General features: G+C 56.5%; 13 protein-coding genes and 1 pseudogene. 7 read left to right on the top strand and 7 right to left on the bottom strand.

Features of this window, described 5'->3' with window-relative positions:
- The first annotated feature begins 110 nt into the window (after window positions 1-110).
- Window positions 111-803 carry an aspartate/glutamate racemase gene (locus ACR42C_RS18415; RefSeq protein ID WP_116341851.1) on the top strand — a complete coding sequence of 231 codons (693 nt, stop codon included), beginning with the start codon at window positions 111-113 and terminating at the stop codon, window positions 801-803.
- Here ACR42C_RS18415 and ACR42C_RS18410 read toward each other — a convergent pair.
- Window positions 798-1,724 (bottom strand): LysR family transcriptional regulator, encoded by a 927-nt coding sequence (locus tag ACR42C_RS18410; protein WP_116341848.1) that lies wholly within the window; start codon window positions 1,722-1,724, stop codon window positions 798-800. The genes ACR42C_RS18415 and ACR42C_RS18410 overlap by 6 nt on opposite strands.
- A 122-nt stretch (window positions 1,725-1,846) precedes the next feature.
- Between ACR42C_RS18410 and lysA the strand changes: the two genes are divergently transcribed.
- Window positions 1,847-3,109, top strand: coding sequence for a diaminopimelate decarboxylase (lysA, locus tag ACR42C_RS18405; protein WP_479984415.1), 1,263 nt, complete (start codon window positions 1,847-1,849; stop codon window positions 3,107-3,109).
- Here the strand turns inward: lysA and ACR42C_RS18400 are convergent.
- Window positions 3,079-4,116 carry a LacI family DNA-binding transcriptional regulator gene (locus tag ACR42C_RS18400; protein ID WP_479984414.1) on the bottom strand — a complete coding sequence of 346 codons (1,038 nt, stop codon included), beginning with the start codon at window positions 4,114-4,116 and terminating at the stop codon, window positions 3,079-3,081. The genes lysA and ACR42C_RS18400 overlap by 31 nt on opposite strands.
- A gap of 220 nt (window positions 4,117-4,336) precedes the next feature.
- On the opposite strand from ACR42C_RS18400, the gene ACR42C_RS18395 reads away from it, so the two are divergent.
- On the top strand, window positions 4,337-4,822 hold the full coding sequence (locus ACR42C_RS18395; protein ID WP_163329623.1) for a GNAT family N-acetyltransferase: 486 nt from the start codon (window positions 4,337-4,339) through the stop codon (window positions 4,820-4,822).
- Here the strand turns inward: ACR42C_RS18395 and galR are convergent.
- Window positions 4,783-5,799, bottom strand: coding sequence for an HTH-type transcriptional regulator GalR (galR, locus tag ACR42C_RS18390; RefSeq protein ID WP_116341842.1), 1,017 nt, complete (start codon window positions 5,797-5,799; stop codon window positions 4,783-4,785). The two genes, ACR42C_RS18395 and galR, sit on opposite strands and share 40 nt — an antisense overlap.
- Window positions 5,800-6,423: 624 nt before the next feature.
- On the opposite strand from galR, the gene aas reads away from it, so the two are divergent.
- The gene (gene aas, locus ACR42C_RS18385; RefSeq protein WP_192982579.1) at window positions 6,424-8,583 is read left to right on the top strand and encodes a bifunctional acyl-ACP--phospholipid O-acyltransferase/long-chain-fatty-acid--ACP ligase; all 2,160 of its coding nucleotides are present in this window, start codon (window positions 6,424-6,426) and stop codon (window positions 8,581-8,583) included.
- Window positions 8,576-9,769 carry a lysophospholipid transporter LplT gene (gene lplT / locus ACR42C_RS18380; protein WP_302221231.1) on the top strand — a complete coding sequence of 398 codons (1,194 nt, stop codon included), beginning with the start codon at window positions 8,576-8,578 and terminating at the stop codon, window positions 9,767-9,769. The genes aas and lplT overlap by 8 nt, the downstream gene beginning before the upstream one ends.
- Before the next feature lie 94 nt (window positions 9,770-9,863).
- On the opposite strand, the gene ACR42C_RS18375 is transcribed toward lplT, so the two are convergent.
- The 4 genes and pseudogenes from ACR42C_RS18375 to ACR42C_RS18360 all read right to left on the bottom strand — a co-directional run bounded on the left by ACR42C_RS18375 (window position 9,864) and on the right by ACR42C_RS18360 (window position 12,316).
- Entirely contained in the window at window positions 9,864-10,904 is a 1,041-nt protein-coding gene (locus ACR42C_RS18375; protein WP_028014287.1) for an NADP(H)-dependent aldo-keto reductase, read from the bottom strand.
- A gap of 131 nt (window positions 10,905-11,035) precedes the next feature.
- Window positions 11,036-11,254 (bottom strand): YgdI/YgdR family lipoprotein, encoded by a 219-nt coding sequence (locus ACR42C_RS18370; protein WP_014885085.1) that lies wholly within the window; start codon window positions 11,252-11,254, stop codon window positions 11,036-11,038.
- A gap of 128 nt (window positions 11,255-11,382) precedes the next feature.
- The gene (mutH, locus tag ACR42C_RS18365) at window positions 11,383-12,075 is read right to left on the bottom strand and encodes a DNA mismatch repair endonuclease MutH (protein ID WP_233003223.1); all 693 of its coding nucleotides are present in this window, start codon (window positions 12,073-12,075) and stop codon (window positions 11,383-11,385) included.
- An 85-nt stretch (window positions 12,076-12,160) separates the two neighbouring features.
- Window positions 12,161-12,316: pseudogene (locus ACR42C_RS18360) on the bottom strand (hypothetical protein).
- Window positions 12,317-12,758: 442 nt separating this feature from the next.
- Here ACR42C_RS18360 and rppH point away from each other — a divergent pair.
- Window positions 12,759-13,289, top strand: coding sequence for an RNA pyrophosphohydrolase (gene rppH / locus ACR42C_RS18355; protein WP_013098553.1), 531 nt, complete (start codon window positions 12,759-12,761; stop codon window positions 13,287-13,289).
- 12 nt (window positions 13,290-13,301) lie between these two features.
- A complete protein-coding gene (gene ptsP / locus ACR42C_RS18350) occupies window positions 13,302-15,548 on the top strand; it encodes a phosphoenolpyruvate--protein phosphotransferase (protein WP_116341830.1) in 2,247 nt (748 codons plus the stop codon).
- The last annotated feature ends 79 nt before the right edge of the window (window positions 15,549-15,627 follow it).

Genomic DNA, 15,627 nt, shown 5'->3' with positions numbered 1-15,627 from the left:
GATGTTTTATTTAATTTATATCGACCAGCTTAAAAAGAAAACGACGTAATAAAGAACTGGAAACAGGATCACAAGTTTGCTTCACTGGCTTAAACAGATCAGGAGGGGTGATGAAAACGATTGGCCTGTTAGGTGGGATGAGCTGGGAATCGACTATCCCTTATTACCGCCTGATTAACGAAGGCGTAAAGCAGCGTCTGGGCGGCCTGCACTCCGCGAGCCTGCTGCTGCACAGCGTTGATTTTCATGAAATCGAAGCCTGTCAGTCGAGCGGTGAATGGGATAAAGCGGGAGAGATCCTGGCCGATGCCGCGCTGGGGCTGGAGCGTGCGGGGGCGCAGGGCATTCTGCTGTGTACCAACACGATGCACAAAGTGGCCTCGCACATTGAAGCGCGCTGTTCGCTGCCGTTCCTGCACATCGCGGATGCCACCGGACGCGCAATTCGCGCCTCGGGAATGTCGCGCGTGGCCTTGCTGGGCACACGTTACACCATGGAGCAGGATTTCTATCGCGGGCGCTTGCACAGCGAGTTTGGGATAGAAAGCCTGATCCCGGATGAGGAGGACCGGGCGCGCATTAATCAGATTATCTTCGACGAGCTCTGCCTCGGAACCTTCAGCGAAACCTCCCGTGCGTATTACGTGAGCGTAATAGAGAAACTGGCGCAACAGGGGGCTGAAGGGGTGATTTTCGGCTGCACGGAGATCGGTTTACTGGTGCCTGCCGAACGGAGCCCCATCCCGGTGTTTGATACCGCGGCTATTCACGCGGCAGATGCCGTGGAATTTATGCTGTCATAACGGGTTTTGCAGGTCAGGCAAGCGAAGCGCCGCCTGACGCGCATGCTCAACTAAGTGTTCGGTGAATGCGTCCACCAGCGCGGAAGCCGGACGGTGCAACGGGCGGATAAGGCTTACGGTGAACGGGACGGAAACGCTAAAACGGCGGATGACGATCCCGCTCCCGGCATAGTCCAGCGCCGTAAGCGGATTGACGACCGCGACGCCGACGCCCGCACGAACCATCGCGCATATTGAGGCCGCGCTGTGCGTTTCTACCACCATCCGCCGCTTCACCTGATGCTCAGCAAAAAGCGTATCCAGCAGCTGCCGGTAGCTGTCGGTTTGCGACAGGCTAATGTAGTTCTCACCGTGAAAATCCGCGGGCGTCAGCACCGCTTTGTGGGCAAGCCGATGCCCGGCGGGCAGAACGCACACTTCATCCAGCGCGAGCAGTTCCGTGCGCGCCGTGCCTGCGGGTGTCGAGAAGGTCTCGGTTAACCCGAGATCGTGCCGCTGTGCCGACAGCCACTCTTCAAGCAGAGGCGACTCCTGCGGCACGATGGTGAGATTGACCTCGGGATAGCGGGCCAGAAAAGGCTGGAGCAGCGTCGGTAAGAAGGACTGAGAGAAGACAGGCAGGCAGACAATCGACAGCTCGCCCTGACGAAACTCGCGCAGGCTTTCCGCCGCGCTGACGATTCTGTCCAGCCCGTACCATGAGCGCTGCACTTCCTCAAACAGGCGCAACCCCTGCACCGTCGGGTGAAGCCTTCCCCGGGCGCGTTCGAACAGCTTCAGCCCCAGCACTTTCTCGAAGCGCGCCAGCTCGCGGCTGACCGTCGGCTGGGAGGTATGCAGCATCTGTGCGGCTTCGGTGAGATTGCCGGCGGTCATCACGGCGTGAAAAATCTCGATGTGGCGTAAATTGACGGCGGGCATAGGGCACCTGAAAGCAAAGAACTGTCCATATCATTTTTGCATAGACTCGCGATAAAACGATATTTTTTATTCGGCTTCCGCTGTGGCGTAATCATAAAAAATGAATTGACCCGGAGAAGACCATGCCACGCCCGCTCAACCAGACGGATACCGATTTGAACGCTGAAAACCTGCTGCGCCTGCCCGCCGAGTTTGGCTGCCCGGTATGGGTCTATGACGCGCAGATCGTTCGCGAGAAGATCGCCGCCCTGCATCAGTTTGACGTGGTGCGTTTTGCCCAGAAGGCCTGCTCCAATATTCACATTCTGCGCCTGATGCGCGAGCAGGGCGCGAAGGTTGACTCCGTGTCGCTGGGTGAAATCGAGCGTGCGCTGGCGGCCGGGTTCGATCCGAAAACCGATCCTGATGCGATCGTCTTTACCGCGGATGTGATCGACGACGCCACGCTTGCGCGCGTGCATGAACTGCAGGTGCCGGTGAATGCCGGTTCTGTGGATATGCTGGAGCAGCTTGGGCAGGTTTCGCCTGGTCATCGCGTCTGGCTGCGGGTGAACCCGGGCTTCGGTCATGGCCACAGCCAAAAAACCAACACCGGGGGCGAAAACAGCAAGCACGGGATCTGGTACGCCGATATGCCTGCCGCCCTGGAGGTGCTGCAGCGCTACAACATGAAGCTGGTTGGCATTCATATGCATATTGGCTCCGGCGTCGATTACGGGCACCTGGAGCAGGTGTGCGGGGCAATGGTGCGCCAGGTTGTCGACTTCGGCCAGGATCTGGAGGCGATCTCTGCCGGTGGCGGTCTTTCCATTCCTTATTGCGAAGGGGAAGAGGCGATCGACACCGATCACTATTACGGCCTGTGGAGCGCCGCGCGCGATCAAATCGCCGCGCATCTTGGTCATGCCGTGAAGCTGGAAATTGAACCGGGTCGTTTCCTGGTGGCCGAAGCCGGCGTGCTGGTGGCGCAGGTGCGCAGCGTCAAAGAGATGGGCTCCCGCCACTTCGTGCTGATTGACGCGGGCTTTAATGACCTGATGCGTCCGTCCATGTACGGCAGCTACCATCACATTACCGCCCTTGCCGCCGATGGCCGCGATTTAACGCACGCGCCGCGCCGCGAGACGGTGGTCGCAGGCCCGCTGTGTGAATCCGGTGACGTATTTACCCAGCAGGAAGGCGGCAAAGTGGAAACCCGTGCGCTGCCAGAGGTAGCGCCTGGCGATTACCTGGTGCTGCACGATACCGGCGCGTACGGGGCGTCTATGTCCTCGAACTACAACAGCCGTCCGCTGCTGCCGGAAGTGCTGTTTGATAACGGCAAGGCGCGGCTGATCCGTCGTCGTCAGACCATTCAGGAGCTGCTGGCGCTGGAACTCGTTTGATGAAAGTACGGCCCCGTTGTGACCGAATCGCGTAATACCAGCGTGCCGGTAAACGGCGGGATCGCATCGACCGGCTGGTTCTTCGCCAGCCGGATCGCCTGATCGATAGCCGTGACGATCATGTTATCTATCGGAAGATAAACCGATGAGAGCGCAGGCTCCAGCCACTTCGCGCTTGGGGCATCGTCAAAGCCGAACAGGGAGATATCCTGCGGGATCTTAAGCCCTGCCTGATGCAGCGCTTTGGACGCGCCCAGCGCCATATCATCGTTACAGGCAAACAGCGCGCTGAACGATACCCCTTCAGCAATCAGCTCCTTACACAGCTCATAGCCCCGCGTCATTCCCGCATCACCGTACTTTATCCGACGCTCGTCCAGACGAATGCCGTGCTTTTCCAGCGCCTTACGGTAGCCCTTTAGCCGCGCTTTACCCGTGGGGGTGTGGATCGGGACGGTAATGCAGGCGATCTCCCGGTGGCCCTGATTGATCAGGTAATCCACCGCCTTAAACGCGGCATCCTGCTGTTCGAAGAACACGCAGCGCTCCGGTGCCTGGCTGACTTCACGGTTGATGACCACCAGCGGCGTTTGCACGGTATTAATCAGCTTGATGATCGCCTTTTCGCTCATATAGCGCGTGTAAAGCACGATGGCATCGCACTGGCGGTCGGCCAGCATCTGCACCGCCTGTTCTTCCTGCTCTGGCGCGTCGTGACCGTCGGTGACGATCAGTTGTTTCCCGTGGGTTTCGGTCTGCCGCGACGCCTGCTGCAAAAGACGACCAAAGTAAAAGCCGTCGAAGGTAGAGACGACCAGACCAATGCTGTTGCTGGTCTGGTTAGCCAGCGAACGCGCGAGAAAGTTTGGGCGGTAGCCCAGCTCTTCCATCGCAGCAAAGACCTGCTGACGCGTACTCTCTTTAACCTGACCTGTGCCGTTCAGCACGCGCGAGACGGTAGCCTTCGACACGCCCGCGCGCAGTGAGACATCCAGCATTGTTGCCATTCTACATTCCTGCTTCCACGTAATGGTCTGCAGTTTAACACAGACCTGACAGCGTATAAGCGATGCGGGAAGCGCAAAACTTCTGCCACGATCACGCTTTTTGGTCACGATTCGCCTGGCCTGCCAGAAGTAAAACTAAATAGTCTGACTCTGGTAAAATACTCGCCAAGCCGGGCTGGAGGCGTCAGGCCAGCATATTCATTAAAAACGCAGGTGAAACGTGAAAAAGACCGTCATCCTCCCGCTTTACGAGGCACCGCACTATGCGGAGCAGGTTACCGACTGGCTATGGCAGGCCTTTGGCGAGGGGCTTTCGCGGGAATTTTTCCACAGCATCGTTGCGCACAGCCAGACGCCGGATGCCCTGCCGCTGACCTTTATCGCCGTAGAAGATGAACGGCTTCTGGGCACGGTGGGGCTCTGGCGCTGCGATTTGATTACCCGTCAGGATCTTTTTCCGTGGCTGGCGGCGCTCTACGTTGACGACGCGGCGCGCGGCAAGGGGCTGGCAGGAAAGTTACAGCAGCACGTTATTCGCTTCGCCGCACGGGCCGGGTACGAGGAACTCCATCTCTGGTCTGCCTGCCGCGACTTCTATGAACGTTACGGCTGGCAGTATATTGGCGATGGGCTGGAGTATCCGGATAAAACGGTACACCTGTATCGTTATTCGCTCTGCGCGTCAGCAGGCGCTGCAACGGAGTGACGGCGCACTAACGTTGGGCTGAAGAGATGGGTAATCTCCGGCGGCTGGCGTTGCTCGGCCAGCGCCAGCGCCAGCTCTGCGGCCTGGGTGGCCATCGTGATGATTGGGTAACGGACGGTGGTCAGGCGCGGGCGCACGTACCGGGAGACCAGGACATCGTCAAAGCCAATCAGTGAGATTTCCGTCGGCACCTCAATCCCGTTGTCATTCATGACACCCATTGCCCCGGCGGCCATCGAATCGTTATAGCTGGCAACCGCGGTGAAATTTCGTCCACGACCCAGCAGCTCCGTCATGGCCTGTTCGCCGCCGCTCTCATCCGGCTCTCCGTAGGCCACCAGACGGTCATTACACGGCAGACCGTTTTCGCGCAGGGCGTCGTAGTAGCCCTGCAGGCGGTCTTCCGCATCAGAAATAGGGTGATTGGAACAGAGATAGCCAATCCGGGTGTGACCCTGTTGAATCAGATGACGAGTTGCAAGCCAGGCGCCGTAGCGGTCATCGAGGGCCACACAGCGTTTTTCAAAGCCGGGGATAATACGGTTGATGATCACCATTCCGGGCATCTGCTTCATCAGGTGAATCAGTTCGGCATCCGGGAGCATTTTGGCGTGAACAACCAGCGCCGCGCAGCGGTGCCGGATCAGCTGCTCAATAGCCTGGCGTTCTTTTTGTTCATTGTGATAGCCATTGCCGATCAGTAAAAAATTACCCGTCTGATAAGAGACCTGTTCAACCGCTTTAACCATGGCCCCGAAAAAGGGGTCGGAAACGTCGCCCACCACCAGCCCAATGGTATCCGTTGACTGCTGGGCGAGCGCGCGGGCGTTGGCATTTGGATGGTAATTCAGGGTTTCCATGGCGCTTTGTACCGCCTGGCGTGATGCGTCACTGGCTTTGGGTGAATCATTAATCACGCGGGAGACGGTGGCTACCGACACACCTGCCAGACGAGCCACATCCTTTATTGTCGCCATTTATAACCTTCTTATTTGGGGTAAGCGTTTACACACTAAATAGTGTTGCGGAAAAGTGACGCGCATTCAAGGGAAGCCGGTTCCCTCGCGCCACAAACGTGACGCAGACCCACCCTAATAGTGTAATCGTTACACGCCTGGTCATGTCAGAAGAATGTCAATCTGAACCTTTAGTTACACTTTGCCTCAGGCTGTTGCGATTGGCCGGTGGCGATGACGTTAAAGAGGTTGGTAGAGTTGAGGTCCCAGAGGTATTGATAGGTGGAATCAACCCCGGTTGATTAACACGACTTACACCAGCCTGCGTTCTTACGCAGGTTTTTTTTTGCCTGACAGTTCAACCTGTAACAGCAACAGAGAATATTCACACCTGGTTGCATTTCGGCTCATTCCCTTGCGTTTTCCTGCTGGCGAAGCGCAGGGTCAACAGCCACAATCAAGATCCCAGAGGTATTGATTGGTGAGAATTCTTAGTACGGTTTCGTACTCATCACTTGCACCAACCTGCGCGGATGCGCAGGTTTTTTTTCGCCCCCACTTTTGCTGTCGCTCCTGTATCACTTCTCGTGTAATCTGCCACCATTTACCGTCACCCCACCACACTGTCTGGCAAAGGGAGTTGAGATGCTATTTGGGTTTTTCCGTACACTGTTCCGTATTCTTTTTCGCATCCGCGTCACTGGCGACGCCCAGGCGCTTCGCGGCGAGCGCGTTCTCATCACACCCAATCATGTTTCCTTCATAGACGGCATTCTGCTGGCGCTATTTCTGCCCGTGCGGCCGGTGTTTGCGGTGTACACCTCCATCAGCCAACAGTGGTACATGCGCTGGCTCACCCCGCTGATTGATTTTGTGCCGCTCGACCCGACAAAGCCGATGATGATTAAACATCTGGTACGTCTGGTAGAGCAGGGGCGTCCGGTGGTTATTTTCCCGGAAGGGCGCATTTCAGTGACCGGTTCGCTGATGAAAATCTACGACGGCGCGGGTTTTGTCGCGGCGAAGTCAAAAGCGACCGTGGTGCCGCTGCGTATCGAAGGTGCAGAGTTGACCCACTTCAGCCGCCTGAAGGGGCTGGTGAAGCAGCGTCTGTTCCCCAAAATCACTCTGCATATTCTGCCGCCAACGTCGCTCCCGATGCCCGACGCGCCGCGTGCCCGCGATCGCCGTAAAATCGCCGGGGAAATGCTGCACCAGATTATGATGGAAGCGCGCATGGCCGTGCGCCCGCGCGAAACGCTGTACGAATCCCTGCTTTCCGCGCAGTACCGCTATGGCGCAAAGAAAAACTGCATCGAAGACATCAACTTTACCCCGGATACCTATCGCAAGCTGCTGACCAAAACGCTGTTTGTGGGCCGCATTCTGGAGAAGTACAGCAAGAAGGGCGAAAAGATCGGCCTGATGCTGCCAAACGCGGGCATCAGCGCGGCGGTGATTTTTGGCGCGGTTTCCCGTGGACGTATACCGGCGATGATGAACTACACGGCGGGGGTGAAAGGGCTGACCAGCGCCATTACCGCCGCCCAGATAAATACCGTCTTTACCTCCCGACAGTTCCTGGACAAAGGCAAGCTCTGGCATCTGCCAGAACAGCTGACCCAGGTGCGCTGGGTCTTTCTGGAAGATCTGAAAGCGGACGTGACCACCGGCGACAAGCTGTGGATTTTTGCACACCTGCTGATGCCGCGTCTGGCGCAGGTCAAACAGCAGCCGGAAGATGATGCGATTATCCTCTTCACGTCGGGTTCGGAGGGCAACCCGAAAGGCGTTGTTCACAGCCACAAGAGTATTCTGGCGAACGTTGAGCAGATCAAAAGCATTGCCGACTTTACTGCCAGTGACCGCTTTATGTCGGCGCTGCCGCTGTTCCACTCCTTTGGCCTGACGGTGGGACTTTTTACGCCGCTGCTGACCGGTGCGGAAGTGTTCCTCTATCCCAGCCCGCTGCATTACCGCATTGTGCCGGAGCTGGTGTATGACCGTAACTGCACCGTCCTGTTCGGGACCTCAACCTTCCTGGGTAACTATGCCCGTTTCGCCAATCCGTATGATTTCTTCCGCGTGCGGTATGTCGTGGCCGGTGCGGAAAAGCTGCAGGAGAGCACGCGTCAGATCTGGCAGGACAAGTTTGGCCTGCGCATTCTTGAGGGCTATGGCGTTACCGAGTGCGCGCCCGTGGTCTCCATCAACGTACCCATGGCGGCGAAACCGGGTACGGTGGGCCGAATTCTGCCGGGGATGGATGCGCGTCTGCTGGCCGTGCCGGGCATTGAGGAGGGTGGCCGCCTGCAGCTGAAAGGGCCAAACGTGATGAACGGTTACCTGCGCGTAGAAAACCCAGGCCAGCTGGAAGCGCCGACGGCGGAAAACGTCAACGGCGAGGTTGAAACCGGCTGGTACGACACCGGTGATATCGTGCGTTTCGATGAGCAAGGCTTTGTGCAGATTCAGGGACGCGCAAAACGCTTCGCCAAAATCGCCGGTGAAATGGTCTCTCTGGAAATGGTTGAACAACTGGCGACGGCTGTCTCCGCCGATAAAATGCATGCGACGGTGGTGAAGAGTGATGCCAGCAAAGGCGAGGCGCTGGTGCTGTTTACCACCGACGGCGAGCTTAAGCGCGACAGGCTACTGAGCTATGCGCGTGAGCATGGCATTCCTGAGCTGGCGGTGCCGCGCGATATTCGCTACCTGAAGCAGCTTCCGGTGCTGGGTAGTGGCAAACCCGATTTCGTGACCCTGAAAGGCATGGTTGAAGAGGCGGAACAGCAAAATGCGTGAGTCAGTACACACTAACACCTCACTGCGTTCAAAAGGCATGATGGCGGTCATTGCCGCGCAGTTTCTCTCTGCGTTCGGCGATAACGCGCTGTTGTTCGCCACGCTGGCCCTGCTGAAAGCCGAGTTTTACCCCGACTGGAGTCAGCCGATCCTGCAGATGGTGTTTGTGGGCGCTTACATTATCTTTGCCCCGTTTGTGGGGCAGGTGGCGGACAGTTTCCCGAAGGGCCGGGTGATGATGTTTGCCAACGGTCTCAAGCTGCTGGGTGCCGCCAGCATTTGCTTTGGCTTCAATCCGTTTATTGGCTATACGCTTGTGGGCATCGGCGCTGCTGCCTACTCTCCGGCGAAGTATGGCATTCTTGGCGAGCTGACCACGGGCGATAAGCTGGTCAAAGCCAACGGTCTGATGGAGTCGTCAACCATTGCCGCTATCCTGCTCGGCTCCGTCGCAGGAGGCGTACTGGCCGACTGGCATGTCCTGGCGGCTTTGGGCGTATGCGCGGCGGTGTATGGCGGGGCGGTCGTGGCTAACCTGTTTATTCCGAAGCTGCCAGTCGCTCGCCCGGGGCAATCCTGGCGCTTCAAACCGATGACTGGCAGTTTCTTCAACGCGTGCCGCGTGCTGTGGCGTAACGGGGAAACGCGTTTCTCCCTGATGGGAACCAGTATGTTCTGGGGGGCGGGCGTCACGCTGCGCTTCCTGCTGGTCCTGTGGGTACCGGTGGCGCTGGGAATTACTGACAATGCGACGCCGACCTATCTTAATGCGATGGTAGCGATCGGCATCGTGGCTGGCGCAGGCGCTGCAGCGAAGCTGGTAACGCTCGAAACGGTAGCACGCTGCATGCCGGCGGGGATCCTGATTGGCGTCGTGGTGCTTATTTTCTCGCTTCAGCATGCGTTGCTGCCCGCTTATGCCCTGCTGATCCTGATTGGCATTCTGGGCGGTTTCTTCGTGGTGCCGTTGAATGCGTTACTCCAGGAGCGCGGCAAGCAGACCGTCGGGGCGGGGAATGCCATTGCGGTACAAAACCTCGGTGAAAACCTGGCAATGCTGTTAATGCTGGGACTCTATTCGCTGGCGGTGAAAGTGGGGGTACCGGTGGTGGCGATTGGCGTCGGATTTGGTGGACTCTTCGCGGCGGCGATTGCGGGATTGTGGCTCTGGCAGCGTCGGCGCTGATAAGTAGCCGGGTGGCGGCTTCGCCTTACCCGGCCTACGTTTGAGCACCTGTAGGCCCGGTAAGGCGAAGCCGCCACCGGGCAAAAGCATCAGGCTACGGTGCAGGATAGGTATAAACCTGATGCACCGCTTCAATCTCCGCCAACACCTCTTCACTCAGGTTCAGATGGAAACTCTCAATATTGGTTTTCAGCTGTTCCATCGTGGTCGCGCCCAGCAGGGTGCTGGCAACAAACGGCTGACGGCGCACAAAGGCCAGCGCCATCTGCGCCGGATCGAGGCCGTGGCGCTTCGCGATATCCACATAGGCTGCAACGGCTTTTTGCGTTTGTTCGCCGCTGTAGCGGGTAAAGCGGCTAAAGAGTGTATTGCGCGCCCCGGCCGGTTTCGCACCGTTGAGGTATTTCCCCGTCAGGGTGCCAAAACCCAGGCATGAATAAGCGAGCAGTTCCACTTCCTCATATTGCGTCACTTCGGCCAGCCCCACTTCGTAGCTGCGGTTAAGCAGGCTGTACGGGTTCTGGATGGTGACGATGCGCGGCAGATCGTGTTTATCCGCCAGGTGCAGGTAACGCATGACCCCAAAGGCCGTTTCGTTGGACACGCCAATGTAGCGGATTTTTCCCGCACGCTGGCACTCCGTCAGCGCTTCCAGCGTTTCCAGCAGGGTAACGGCGGGGGCGCTCTCGTTCCAGCTGTAGCCGAGCTTGCCAAAGCAGTTGGTTGGGCGCTGGGGCCAGTGGACCTGGTACAGGTCGAGATAGTCGGTTTGCAGACGCTTCAGGCTCGCGTCCAGCGCGGCGCGGATATTTTTGCGATCGAGGATCTGATTTGGGCGGATCCCGGCATCGTTGTTTCGCGCGGGGCCACTGACTTTCGAGGCGATGACCAGCTTTTCACGGTTACCGCGTTTTGCCAGCCAGTTACCGACGTAGGTTTCGGTAAGTCCCTGTGTTTCAGGGCGTGGTGGCACAGGGTACATCTCTGCAACATCAATCAGGTTAATCCCCTGACTGACGGCATAATCGAGTTGTGCATGGGCATCGGCTTCGCTGTTTTGTTCACCAAATGTCATCGTGCCCAACCCCAGTTGACTTATCTCCAGAGCGCTGTGGGGGATACGGTGATAATGCATAGCCGGCTTCCTTCAATAGACATGTAGACCGCGTCAGGAACCTCCCGACAAAGGAATATAAACATGGCAGAGGGGAAGCAAAAGGGGAAGAAAAAAATCAAAAAGGCCAGTAAGCTACTGACCTCCGACCGTTATCGCTCAATAATTTGCGAGACTTCATCGCGATTGATCTGCATTTTATTGCCTGCCTGGTCGTGGTAGCTGACCAGACCGGTATCGTCGTCGACTTCGGGTTTGCCGTCGGTCAGGATCATCCGGCCATCTTTCGTTGCCATGACGTAATCGCTGCTGCAGCCCGATACGGCAAACGCCAACCCGACTGCTGAAATTAACACCGCCCATTTTTTCATCGTTATCATCCTCATCTGGCTCGTATCAAATCATAGTGTAGTATTAACCCGTTATGGCAACAGGGTGAAGCGGTAAAATCTTAAAAACCAGGTGATTATGTTTGTGAGCTCGCAAAATAAGTAAAAAACTATGTTTTAAGTAAGAAATGACGAGCAAGCAGCGCGCCGGTGAAATTCTTTTTAAGATAAAAACCGCGCGGCAGCGTCAGTATGGGTTCACCCATCGCGCCGATCGCCTCGGTAAGTGCTTTGCTGTTTGCCGCTTTCGGGCGCAGCTGTAACACTTCTCCGTGTCGGGCGGTAATTCGCTCGACCTGCCCGAGCACAATCATGTCCATCAGCTCTTCCCAGTCCAGGCGCAGCTGATGTTCCTCCTCTTCATCCGGGCTCCAGAGCAGCGGTGCGCCAACGCGACGTTCGGCCAGCGGGATCTGCCGTTCACCTTCAACCGGTACCCAAAGCACGCGTTTCAGCTTATGACGCACGTGGCTGGTTTCCCACGTCACGCCGGTATTGCCGGTTAAGGGCGCAACGCAGACAAAGGTTGTCTCCAGGGGGCGACCCCAGCTGTCGATGGGGATGGTTTTTAACTCGACGCCAAGGGCGGCAAAATCTTGCTCAGGTTTGCTCCCGGCGCTGGCACCCAGCCACAGCTCCAGCAGCATGCCGATCCAGCCTTTATCCCGTTTAAGATCCTTCGGGATCTGAAGCCCTGCCATAGCCGCCAGTTCGCCAAGCGAGAAGCCTGCCAGGCGCTGTGCCTGCTCTAGCAACTGGCCTTCGCTGGACGGCGGTGAGAGCAAGGGGGTAAGCGAATGCATGAAGGTAACCTTTTGATTAAAAAATAAACGAAGAAATTGTCCCCTGTGGATAGAGTTTATCTTTTTCTGTCCCAATATTCCATGTCTATGATTTATAGGTTTTTTTATGAGGTTTTAACGGTTTCATCTGAGACGTAAAACGGGTTGTTCAAATCTGGTCACTGACAATAAACAGGATCTTACACCATGTTATCCACAGAAAAGTGGGATAACTGGGCATAACCCTGACTACTGTTTCAATTTACAGCCTTGACGTGCGATGAAAATCCAAATTTCAGACAAATTGTGCCTAACTTATTGGCACAATCTGTGGATAAAACCGACGCTGTTCGATCTTTCATCAGTACGACGATCCCTGCTGTGACGATCGTCACGCTATTCTGCGTTTTATTTACTGGTGTTAAGTTAATCGTATGAAAAATATGATTTTATATTGACGGTGTGAAAGAGGGCGGGAGAGGTTGTTTAAGGTTGTTCATCGGTAATCAGACACTTCTTCACAACTATATCCACAGAAAAGGTGAATAAAATTGTCCTCATCACCGTATATCTGTTTATAACTCTGCACTTATTTGTGAGTTATTCAAATGTTATTAGGTTGCAGGCCTGTAAGAGAGTGGTTTACCGCCTCACTGTAGTGTGAAACAATCATTCATATATAAGGTTTAGTTTGGGGTAGTCCGGTGATTGATGACGATGGCTACCGCCCGAACGTAGGAATAGTAATTTGTAATCGTCAGGGCCAGGTAATGTGGGCCCGTCGATATGGTCAGCACTCCTGGCAGTTCCCGCAAGGCGGGATCAATCCGGGAGAGTCCCCAGAACAAGCGATGTACCGGGAGCTTTTTGAAGAGGTCGGTTTAAGCCGAAAAGATGTTCGCATCCTCGCTTCGACCCGCAACTGGTTGCGTTACAAGTTACCGAAACGTTTGGTGCGTTGGGACACAAAGCCGGTTTGTATCGGCCAGAAACAGAAGTGGTTTCTTCTGCAGTTGGTGGGCAACGATTCAGACATCAATATGCAAACCAGCAGTACGCCGGAGTTCGATGGCTGGCGCTGGGTGAGCTATTGGTATCCTGTTCGTCAGGTCGTGTCATTTAAGCGCGATGTTTACCGTAGGGTGATGAAAGAGTTTGCAAGTGTGGTGATGCAGCTTCAGGAGATCCCGCCTAAGCCGCAGAGCGCACCTGCTTGGCGACGTAAAAGAGGTTAAGCTACGCAAATCATGCTCACCCGCTTGCGAGAAATAGTCGAGAAGGTGGCCAGTGCTCCGCGTCTCAACGAGGCGCTGAATATTCTGGTCACTGACATCTGTCTTGCGATGGAGACCGAAGTCTGTTCGGTGTATCTGGCCGACCACGATCGGCGCTGCTATTACCTGATGGCGACCCGTGGTTTGAAAAAGCCACGGGGACGCACCGTAACGCTCGCATTTGATGAAGGTATCGTCGGCCTGGTTGGGCGGCTGGCTGAACCTATCAACCTTGCCGACGCGCAAAAACACCCCAGCTTTAAATACATCCCTTCCGTAAAAGAAGAGCGTTTCCGCGCGTTCCTTGGCGTGCCGATTATCCAGCGTCGTCAACTTTTGGGCGTGCTGGTCGTCCAGCAGCGGGAGCTGCGTCAGTACGATGAAAGCGAAGAGTCCTTCCTCGTCACGCTGGCGACACAGATGGCGGCGATCCTCTCACAGTCTCAGCTTGCAGCGCTCTTCGGTCAGTATCGCCATACGCGCATTCGTGCCCTTCCGGCATCGCCAGGGGTAGCGATTGCTGAAGGCTGGATGGACGCCACGCTGCCGTTAATGGAGCAGGTTTACGAGGCCTCTACGCTCGATGAAGCGCTGGAGCGCGAGCGTCTTACCGCCGCGCTGGAAGAGGCGGCAAATGAATTTCGCCGCTACAGCAAACGCTTTGCGGCAGGCGCACAAAAAGAGACGGCGGCTATCTTCGACCTTTATTCGCACCTGCTTTCCGACGCGCGGCTGCGCCGTGAGCTTTTTGCGGAAGTGGATAAAGGTTCGGTAGCAGAATGGGCCGTTAAAAAGGTCATCGAAAAATTTGCTGAGCAGTTTGCAGCATTAACAGACGGTTACCTGAAGGAGCGTGCCGGCGATCTCCGTGCGCTGGGGCAACGTCTGCTGTTCCATCTTGATGACACCATTCAGGGGCCGAACGCCTGGCCAAAACGGTTTGTGCTGGTGGCCGATGAACTCTCGGCAACGACGCTGGCTGAACTGCCGCAGGACCGGCTGGCCGGTGTCGTGGTGCGCGACGGTGCCGCTAACTCCCACGCCGCCATTATGGTGCGCGCGCTCGGTATTCCTACCGTTATGGGGGCGGATATCCAGCCGTCGGTACTGCATCGACGCACGCTGGTGGTGGATGGTTACCGCGGTGAACTGCTGGTCGATCCTGAACCCGTTCTGCTCCAGGAATATCAGCGTCTCATCAGCGAAGAGAATGAATTAAGCAAGCTGGCGGAAGATGACGTTAACCTTCCCGCACAGCTGAAGAGCGGTGAGCGGATCAAAGTCATGCTCAACGCCGGTTTAAGCCCTGAGCACGAAGAAAAGCTGGGCAGCCGCATCGACGGTATTGGCCTGTACCGTACTGAAATCCCGTTTATGCTGCAGAGCGGTTTCCCCTCCGAAGAGGAGCAGGTGGCGCAGTATCAGGGGATGTTGCAAATGTTCAACGACAAGCCTGTCACCCTGCGTACCTTGGATGTCGGGGCGGATAAACAGCTGCCGTATATGCCGATCAGCGAAGAGAACCCGTGTCTTGGCTGGCGCGGGATCCGCATTACGCTCGATCAGCCGGAGATCTTCCTGATCCAGGTGCGCGCCATGCTGCGCGCTAATGCTGCGACGGGCAATCTCAGCATCTTACTGCCGATGGTCACCAGCATTGATGAGATCGACGAAGCGCGGCGCCTGATTGAGCGTGCTGGTCGTGAAGTGGAAGAGATGATTGGCTATGCGATCCCGAAACCACGGATCGGCGTCATGCTCGAAGTGCCGTCTATGGTCTTCATGCTGCCGCAGCTGGCAAACCGCGTTGATTTTATCTCTGTCGGTACCAACGACCTGACGCAATATATTCTGGCCGTCGACCGGAACAACACCCGCGTCGCCAGTATCTACGATAGCCTGCATCCGGCAATCATTCGCGCGCTGGCGATGATTGCCCGTGAGGCTGAACAGTACGGCATTGATCTACGCCTGTGCGGTGAAATGGCCGGAGACTCGATGTGCGTCGCGATCCTGATAGGTCTGGGATACCGCCATCTGTCGATGAACGGCCGTGCCGTAGCGCGCGTGAAGTATTTGTTGCGTCATATAGACATCAATGATGCCCGCGAGCTGGCTGAGCGCAGCCTTGACGCACAGCTGGCGGCTGAGGTTCGTCACCAGGTGGCGGCATTTATGGAACGACGCGGTATGGGCGGCCTGATTCGCGGTGGTCGCTAAAGCCTTCCCCTCTCTCACAGGGCTGAGGGATCCCCACAAATTAATGCGAGCAGTGAACAATCCCCTCGCCCCTTTGGGG

The organism is Enterobacter sp. MG-EB028 (assembly GCF_056673305.1).
This window is presented reverse-complemented; position numbering and strand designations above follow the sequence as displayed.